Origin of the sequence: Nostoc sp. 2RC, assembly GCF_014222165.1 — a bacterium.
GTDB lineage: Bacteria > Cyanobacteriota > Cyanobacteriia > Cyanobacteriales > Nostocaceae > Nostoc > Nostoc linckia.
This window is the reverse complement of sequence record NZ_JACKZU010000009.1, coordinates 45,378-54,007: the sequence shown is the minus strand read 5'-3', so window position 1 is coordinate 54,007 and position 8,630 is coordinate 45,378. Positions and strand designations below refer to the sequence as shown.

Genomic DNA, 8,630 nt, shown 5'->3' with positions numbered 1-8,630 from the left:
GGGGAAAGGGGAAAGGGAAAGGGAAAGGTAAAGGGGAAAGAGGAAAGGTTTCAAATACATCCTTTACCCCTTGCCCCTTAACCTTTTCCCAGACCACAAGGTAAGTTCATACTGCTTATCCGAACCGTATTGCGTTCCCTGCCATAAGTATTTTTGCTTTACAAAACGACATAATTCGGTAGAATTGGGTAAAGCAATTATTACGCTTGTTAAACAAACGCGCCTGCAAACCCATGCAACTGAAACTCAGTGCATTCCGACCTACATTTGCTCCTGTTTTTTTAATTGCCCCCTTTTTCCTATGGGGAACAGCAATGGTGGCAATGAAGGGAGTGATACCCCACACAACACCTTTATTCATGGCGGGTGTACGTCTATTGCCAGCTGGGGTATTGATTTTGATAGCAGCAGCATTTATGGGTAGACCCCAGCCGAAAACTTGGACTGCGTGGCTATGGATTGCCTTATTTGGCTTGATAGATGGAACACTTTTTCAAGGATTTTTAGCAGAGGGATTAGTCAAAACCACTGCTGGGTTAGGGTCTGTGATGATTGATTCCCAACCCTTAGCTGTGGCATTGCTATCGTTGTGGTTGTTTCAGGAACGGATTGGTTTTTGGGGATGGCTGGGGTTAGCTTTGGGAGTTACGGGTATTAGTTTGATTGGCTTACCAGACGAGTGGATTTTTCACCTTCTGGACTCAGGTGCAAATGTTACGATTAGTAACTGGCAAAATTTGTTCGCTAGTGGCGAGTGGTTGATGTTGCTAGCAGCCTTATCAATGGCAGTAGGAACAGTATTGATTAGATTTGTTTGCCGACATGCTGACCCAGTAATCGCTACAGGCTGGCACATGATTTTGGGAGGATTGCCACTGTGGGGAGTTTCATCAGTCGTAGAATCCCAACAATGGCAGAACTTAGGATTATATGATTTAGCAGCCTTGGGTTATGCTACCGTATTCGGCAGTGCGATCGCCTACGGATTATTCTTTTACTTTGCTTCTAGTGGTAGTCTCACCAGTTTGAGTTCCCTGACCTTTTTGACACCAATCTTTGCCTTACTATTTGGTAACCTCTTCCTTCAAGAAGTCCTCAGCCCATTACAATGGCTTGGTGTTTTTCTCACTCTAATTAGCATCTACCTCATTAACCAACGCGATACTTTAGCAGGGCAAAATAACACAGCTAATGCTGACGAACAAGCCAACATACAGCAATCAGTTTTAGAAGCTGCTAAAAAGTTGAATCCGGTGGGCAGTAGGGACTAGAGAGTAGGGAGATGAGGGAGAGGCAGAGGCTTCAGGGGCAGGGGGCATGGGAGAATAATAACTCCCCAGTCACCAGTCAACAATCAACAGTCAACTATCAACACTTCCAATACCCCATAACAAATAACAAACAATACTTAACATTTGGGCGCTCAAAAGTTATTGTATTATCGATGACTTCAAAAGCACGTTTAGGCTGAAACTTGCAATATGAGGCTATGCCGTTCCTCAATCCTGGTATTTACTTACTTTTCTTGCCTGGGTTTTTATATAAATACCCCAAGCGCAGCTACATCTAACTCAGTACCTCAGGTTTTAGAATTTGCACAAGCTAATTCGAGGGTTGCTGCTACTCCAGCTGTTTTAAGACCTGGTAGCCAAGGGTCGGATGTACAGAGACTACAAATCCAATTAAAAAAATTAGGATACTACAGTGGTGCAGTAAATGGAAAGTATAGCGTTACCACCGAAATCGGTGTAGCTAAATTTCAAAAAGTCAAGGGCTTAAAAGTAGATGGTATCTTTGGTTTGGAAACAAGGATAAGACTGCAAGCAACCTTAGCAGCTAAAAGCCAGTTGTCTCGTTCTCCCGTTTTGAAATCTCCAATTATTAATTCTACTGCTGCAATTCCCAAGCCCACTGCAAAACCCCAACCAACGGAAAAAGAAAGGGATTTGATTTGGTGGTTAATACTTGCTGTTGGTGTTTTCGGAAGTTTTGGGGCATTTATTTTTCTGATGAGGTGGTTTCGTCAAGTCAAACGAGTACAAAATTCGGAAATATCAAATACTAAAAGTTTGAGTCAAGTCAAACAAGATCCCGTGACAGCAGTTTCCTCGGAAAACGTAACTAGTTCCCAGATAACGAAGTTACCACAGACTACACAATTACTGCTACCAGAAAAAACTTCCCGTCTTGCTAAACTTAATATCGTTGACGAATTAATTCAAGACTTACGCAATCCCGACCCAACTAAGCGGCACAAGGCGATTTGGAATTTAGGTCAACAGGGTGATTCTAGGGCAATTCAGCCAATGGTTGACCTGATGATTGATGCTGATTCTCAAGAAAGCAGTTTAATTTTGGCAGCTTTAGCTGAAATTGGTGCCCGCACCCTCAAACCAATGAACCGTGCTTTGGCTATGTCGATGCAAGATGAAAATCCCCAGGTGCGGCAAAATGCAATCCGTGACTTGACTCGTGTCTATGACATGATGAGCCAAATGAGTCAGATATTGTGCCACGCACTAGAAGACCCGGATGCAGAAGTGCAAGCAACAGCACGATACGCGTTAAGTAAGATGAATAGAATACGTGCCTTGCCCGAACAACAGAATATATCAGAAGATTAAATTACAGCAGAATTTAGAATTAGTCATTAAAAAATGGGGTATGGGGCATGTTGAGTGTTGACTGTTGAGTGTTGACTGTTGACTGGTGATATCATGTCCCTCTGATTACTTATTAAACCCGAAAAACCCCACCCCGACAAAGCTACGCTTTGTCTCCCCTCCCCTTGTTAAGGGGAGGGGATTAAGGGGTGGGGTGCAATGGCGGTGGGAATCATAACTAATTATGCGGACATAATATGACTGGTGACTGGGCAGTTATTATTTTCCCCTGCCTTTTTCCCATCTCCCCATTCTTCTAAAGATATTTCAACTGAACTTGAATATTAGTATTCGGCCCTGCTACCAAAAATACTGCTTCGCTAAATTTAGGCGCACTGGTTTTAATTTCTGGGTTTCTGGAAAATCCAAAGCCTTCGATGGGGATACCAAGACTGTTACGATTGAGAGTGCGATCGCTATTTCGATCGTGGATTACAGCAACGGCATAATTACCTGCTTTTAAGTTTTCAAAAGTCATCAGCAGGGGAGTATCAGTAATTGCAACACACTGTTTTTGTAAAACGCGATCGCGTTGGTTAGGAAATCCTTGGCTGCTATTATATATACTCGCACAAACTTCTCCTTCTTTATTCTTAAGTCCATCAATTTCCACGGTGAGTTTGCCGTTATAACCTGCTTTAGCACTAAATGACCATGCTAAATTTCCCAATACTGCCAACAGCAGCACACTAACTCTCAATCCTCTCACCATAAAATTTTTCCTTTGACCAATGACTAATGAACAATGACTAATGACGATTAGAAATAATGGGTAATGTAAACCAGAAACTCGCACCTGTTTCAGAAGTGGTATCAATACCAATTTCCCCGCCATGAGCATTGATGATTTGTTTGCATAGATATAATCCTAATCCCAAACCTACGGAATTGCGGATGTTACTGGCGCGAAAGTAAAGTTCAAAAAGCCGATGGGTTTGTTGTTGACTAATACCTACTCCGTTATCGCTAACAGTACAATAAATTTTGTCATGAACAGGAGTAGCATTAATTGTCAAAACCAATCCAGGGGGATTGTGTTTGAGGGCATTCACAATTAAATTAGAAAACACTCGCCATAATTGAGTGGGATCGGCGTTCACTAATGGCAAATCTGCGGTTACCAAATTTGTCAGATTAGCTTGGTTTTGTAATAGCAATGGTTCTAAATCTGCGATCGCCGCTTCAACAATTGACAATAATTTTACCGATTGACGTTGTAAAATAATACCTTGTAATTCACTGACATGAGCTTCCATCAAAGAATTAATTAAGTTAAGTTGGCGATCGCTACTTTGAATCATTCGCTCTAAAACCCTGCGTGGTACGGGGATTGAAGAAGACGCGGGGACAGGGGGAGTGGGAGACGCGGGGAAAGAAGAAGACGCAAAAATGGGAAGATCCTCTGAGGTGGACAAAGACTTCTCCGTGTCCGCGTCCCTTACTCCCCACTCTCCATTCCCCACTCTTTGATTTAACAAATTCTTCAGTACCATTAAAGTACCCAGCACTGGGTTGCGTAAGTCGTGGGAAACTGCATGAAAAAATACTCTGAGTTCTTCTTCAGTTTGTTTGCGTTGGGTAATGTCTTCTATTAAGCCTTCGTAGTATAACAATTTTCCTTGTTCGTCACGGACTGCATAGGCTTTTTCAGAAATCCAGACAATACTGCCATCTCGTCGATAAATTTGGGACTCGAACTCGGAAACTCTGCCATATTTTTCCATTAACCGCACAAATTCTGCTCGGCGGTTTGGATCGACATACAATTGATGTTCGATATCTGTGAAATTAGCTGTGACTTCTTCTGGTAATGAGTAGCCATAAATACGTGCTAAAGCTGGGTTTGCAGTGATGTAACGGCCATCGGGAGTGCTTTGAAAGATACCTTCAATGGCATTTTCAAAAATGCTACGATATTTAGCTTCTGCAACTTGGAGTTTTTGATAAGCAGATTCCAGTTCTTGACGGGCGAAAAACTCAGAACGTTGCAAGCGATCGTAGAGATAAACGCCAATATCACAAATGGTACAAAACCAAAAAATGTATAAAATAAACGTTACATTATATATTTCTGGGTGGTCTGGAATTGGTGTTTTTAATCCAAGTATGGCGTTTACACCAAAATAGTAAATCAGCACAGCTGCTTGACACAACAAGTGAAGAGTCCAGCACACTGGCATTAATATAGCTTGACTCAAGAATAGCAACGACCAACCGATACTATCTGGTAGTGCAAAACCTCTGAGGGTTGCAAACAATTGTGATGCTAAACTAATTGACCAAGAAGAACCCAAAAATAACAAATTTGGGCGATGGCGGCCGAGTGGAGTTTTATGTAGAGCAAAACACACAAGTATATTTAGAAGCATTGCAAAATTAATTACAAAGCTTGTTGGTTGAATTGATTCTGGCAGCTTTTTCAACTCTTGGAAAGGGAAAAACAAGCCATAGATATCTCGCAAAATAAAAGATAACAGACAAATCAGTGCCAGCCACAACCACAAACGGAGTCTTTGCCACAAAAATTTGTTGCGCCAAGCTTTGTAAAGGATATGGATTTCATCTGTTTTTGGTGTAGAAAAGGTTTTTCTCCACCAGCTTTGCACTTTTGTAAATGGGGTAGCCATGTGGCATTGCTTAGCAGTCTTTAGTAATACTTAGCATATAATTAGCTAGTATTTACTGCCCCATTTTTCAGTAATTTATGGGCGGTTTCTTGCGGATGGAGTTGCTAAAGGTAATGTAAACCAAAAAGTTAACCCACGCTTGCGGTTATTAATTACACCAATTTCGCCGCCATGTGCTTTCATAACTTGCCGACAAAGATACATTTTTAACCCAATGCTTGTGGAACAACAATCTTGGGGATCGCGGACATGTAAATCGAAAAGGCGATCGCACTCTAATTGACTCATTCCTACACCGTTATCTTGAATCTGAGTGCGAATCATTCCAGCTTCAACGGTAGCACTTACGGTCAATTTTAATCCTGGTGGATTATTTCGCAAGCTATGTGTCACTAAATGGGCCACAACTTTGTGCAAGCGCGTTGCATCTGCCATGACTAATGGTAAGTCTGCGCGAACCAAGTTTTTGAGAGTTGCTTGGTTTTGTATCAGTGTAGGTTCCAACTGAGCGAAAATTCCTTGCAGTAAGGTGCTAAATTTTACAACTTCTGGTTTAATTCCCAGACCGTCTTTTTCACAAGAATTAATTTCTAACAAGGAGTTAATCATCGTCAATTGGCGATCGTTACCTTGAATCATTCGCTCAATTATTGAACGAGATACGGGAATTAGGGATTGGGCATGGGGCATTGGGGATGGGGCATGGGAAAGAGATAGAGATCTCATGGTAAGTGGAGGGGAAAAACTTGCTTCCATTTCTCCTCTGCCCTTGTGCTCATCTGCTCCCGTGCTTTCCACTCCCTGATTTAACAAATTTTTTAACACCATTAAGTTACCCATCACAGAAGTTTGTAAATCATGAGCAACTGTGTGTAAAACTACATCTTTAACACGATGTAATTCTTCAACTTCTTGGATTTTTTGCTGCAATTGTGCTGTACGTTCTCGTACTTGGTTTTCTAAATTAATGTTGAGTTCTGCTAGCTCTTGGTAAATTCGGCTTTGGTGAATGGCGATGGCTACTTGTTCTGACATTTGTTGCAACAAATCAATTTCTATTGGCTGCCAATGACGCGGTGCTGAGCATTGGTTAGCAATTAACGCACCATATAATTCTTCATTGAGCATAATGGGCACAGCTAAACTAGCTTTTGTTTGAAATTTGTGACAGTGTACTCTGACTTTAGAAGATTGCGGCATTTGCGTCATATCTTCCACAACACGCACCACATTATCTTTTAAAAAATTTTTTAATTCTTGTATATAGTCTTGATCGTTAGTAGACCAGCCATAAACTGATGGATATTTGGTATCTACTGATTCGGCAAGAGTTTTGATTCCTGAATTAGTATTATATAGACCAATAAAAACCCGGTCGGCTTGCAGAAATTGTCTGACTTCATTAACTGTGGTTTGCAGAATTTCCTCTAAGTTCAGTGAAGACCTAATCCGCACTAAGGTTTCTGCTAACAAGCGATCGCGTTGGGCTGCCAGGTGTAATTTAGCTTCTACTTGCTTGCGTTCTGTAATATCATGATGAACTGCTAGTAGGCAAGGAATACCATCTAAATCAATGACTTCAGCTGACAGCAAGGTTGTAATTATTTTTCCACATTTTTGCTTAAATTCTATTTCTAAATTGCGGATTACTCCTGTAGCTTGTAATTCCTGTATTAATTTCAGGCGATCGCCTGTATTTACCCAAAGATTTAAATCAAAGGAAGTTTTACCAATGGCTTCATGTCGCTCATAACCTGAAAGTTTGACAAAAGTGTCGTTAACTTCTATGAAACGTCCTTCTTTAAGGGTACTAATGGTAATTGAATCCGGACTGCAACTAAAAGCTTTAGCAAATTTTTGGGCTAAATTTTGCAAAGTGATTTCTGCTTGTTTGCGTTCTGTGATGTCTCGAACGATTGCTAATATTTCATCTTCGCCACTAACCACCAACCGCGCTTCATAATCTCTGATTCCCAAAGGTGTTGCTAGCTGATATTCGCAAGTTTGTAAACTTCCAGTGTCTAAAGTTTTGGCGATGGCTTCTTGGCTAATGGTAGCAACATCACTTGGCAATAATTCCTGCAAATTCTTTCCCACTATTGCTTCGCGATGGAGTGTGACATTTTCTCCCTCACTTTTCAAATCGAGATATTCGCCGTCGCGGCTAATGCGAAACATCAAATCGGGAATAGCAGATAAAATTGCTTTATAGCGAGCTTCACTTTCTTGCAATTTTTCTTGGACTTGTTTTTGCTCTGTGATATCCATCACTAGACCATTCCAAAGCAAATCGCCGTTAGCTTGCCGTTCTGGGATAGAACTACCTTGAATCCACTTGAGTTTACCACTGGGTGTGATGATGCGACCTTGCCAATGCCAAGGACTAACAGTGGTGCTACAAGCAGTTATGGATTCTGCAAAGGCTTTTATATCCAGTGGATGAATTAGTTTGCACAACAGGCGAAAGTCTGCTTGTATAATTTCTGGTTCTATTTCATACAAATTTTTACAACCAGAACTTATATACAGTACACAAACAGAATTATCCTGCCGTTGCAGAACTTGGAAAATTATGCCTGGGAGATTAACAGCAATTTTGGAGAGCAGGTTAATAACCCCTTGCTGGCAATCCGGTGTATAGGCAGACTGTACAACAATTTCATCCACTCTTTGACCCTTTATAAAAAAGTTATTGATGTATAATTAAAAGCTAGGATAGCCAACAGAGCAGTTTTGATTCTGTTAGCGGTGATGCTCCCAGAACTAAGACTGCACCTTCTCTCAGAGTAATTGGTGAGCAAGCGATCGCATTCACCCAATCGGGTGAACCATTTGTTAGAGAAAAGATAAAGTTGTTAACAAGTTAATATAATTAGCGATCGGCAATACTTTTTTGACCACACTCCTCGCCTTGAGTTAGCTCTTAAAACTCTACATAAGACTATCTCAAGACCATTGGCGATCAACATAATGCCACCGCCAATAACTATTTCATTGCATTAATAGCCCCAGCTGCACAGTCACCTGGCTTGATTCGTTGATCGCTGACGGTAAACTGTCAACTATTAACAACATGATTTTTCATGAAAAATACTTAAAAGCGCCTAACCCATCATTGGGATAGCAGTGGATGATAGCAAAGCCATAATACACCCTACTGAAGATTTACGTTATAAATAGTCTCTATAATTGCCTGACATAGTTTCCGTCAGCATCGAAATCACTCAATATGTGAGTCCAAAAACTTTGCGCCCCTTTGCGTTTCCCTTTGCGTTCCTCTGCGTTAAAAAATATATAATTTCGATGCTAACGAATTTGATATCAATTGGTATTAATTAGC

The 8,630-nt window shown here is 41.0% G+C and carries 5 protein-coding genes; 2 read left to right on the top strand and 3 right to left on the bottom strand.

From position 1 onward, the window contains the following. Window positions 1–233 precede the first annotated feature (233 nt). Together GNE10_RS02555 and GNE10_RS02550 are read left to right on the top strand one after the other, a co-directional pair. Window positions 234–1,271: a DMT family transporter gene (locus tag GNE10_RS02555; protein WP_185563517.1), complete on the top strand. Its 1,038-nt coding sequence runs from the start codon at window positions 234–236 to the stop codon at window positions 1,269–1,271. Window positions 1,272–1,481: 210 nt separating this feature from the next. Further along, complete coding sequence (locus GNE10_RS02550) at window positions 1,482–2,624, top strand: peptidoglycan-binding protein (RefSeq protein ID WP_185563516.1); 1,143 nt, start codon at window positions 1,482–1,484, stop codon at window positions 2,622–2,624. Between the two features lie 295 nt (window positions 2,625–2,919). Here GNE10_RS02550 and GNE10_RS02545 read toward each other — a convergent pair whose 3' ends face one another. From GNE10_RS02545 to GNE10_RS02535, 3 genes are all read right to left on the bottom strand, one after another. Continuing rightward, complete coding sequence (locus GNE10_RS02545) at window positions 2,920–3,375, bottom strand: DUF2141 domain-containing protein (protein ID WP_185563515.1); 456 nt, start codon at window positions 3,373–3,375, stop codon at window positions 2,920–2,922. Between the two features lie 37 nt (window positions 3,376–3,412). Beyond that, window positions 3,413–5,290: an ATP-binding protein gene (locus GNE10_RS02540; RefSeq protein WP_185563514.1), complete on the bottom strand. Its 1,878-nt coding sequence runs from the start codon at window positions 5,288–5,290 to the stop codon at window positions 3,413–3,415. Between the two features lie 75 nt (window positions 5,291–5,365). Further along, the gene (locus tag GNE10_RS02535; protein WP_185563513.1) at window positions 5,366–7,957 is read right to left on the bottom strand and encodes a PAS domain S-box protein; all 2,592 of its coding nucleotides are present in this window, start codon (window positions 7,955–7,957) and stop codon (window positions 5,366–5,368) included. Window positions 7,958–8,630 lie beyond the last annotated feature (673 nt).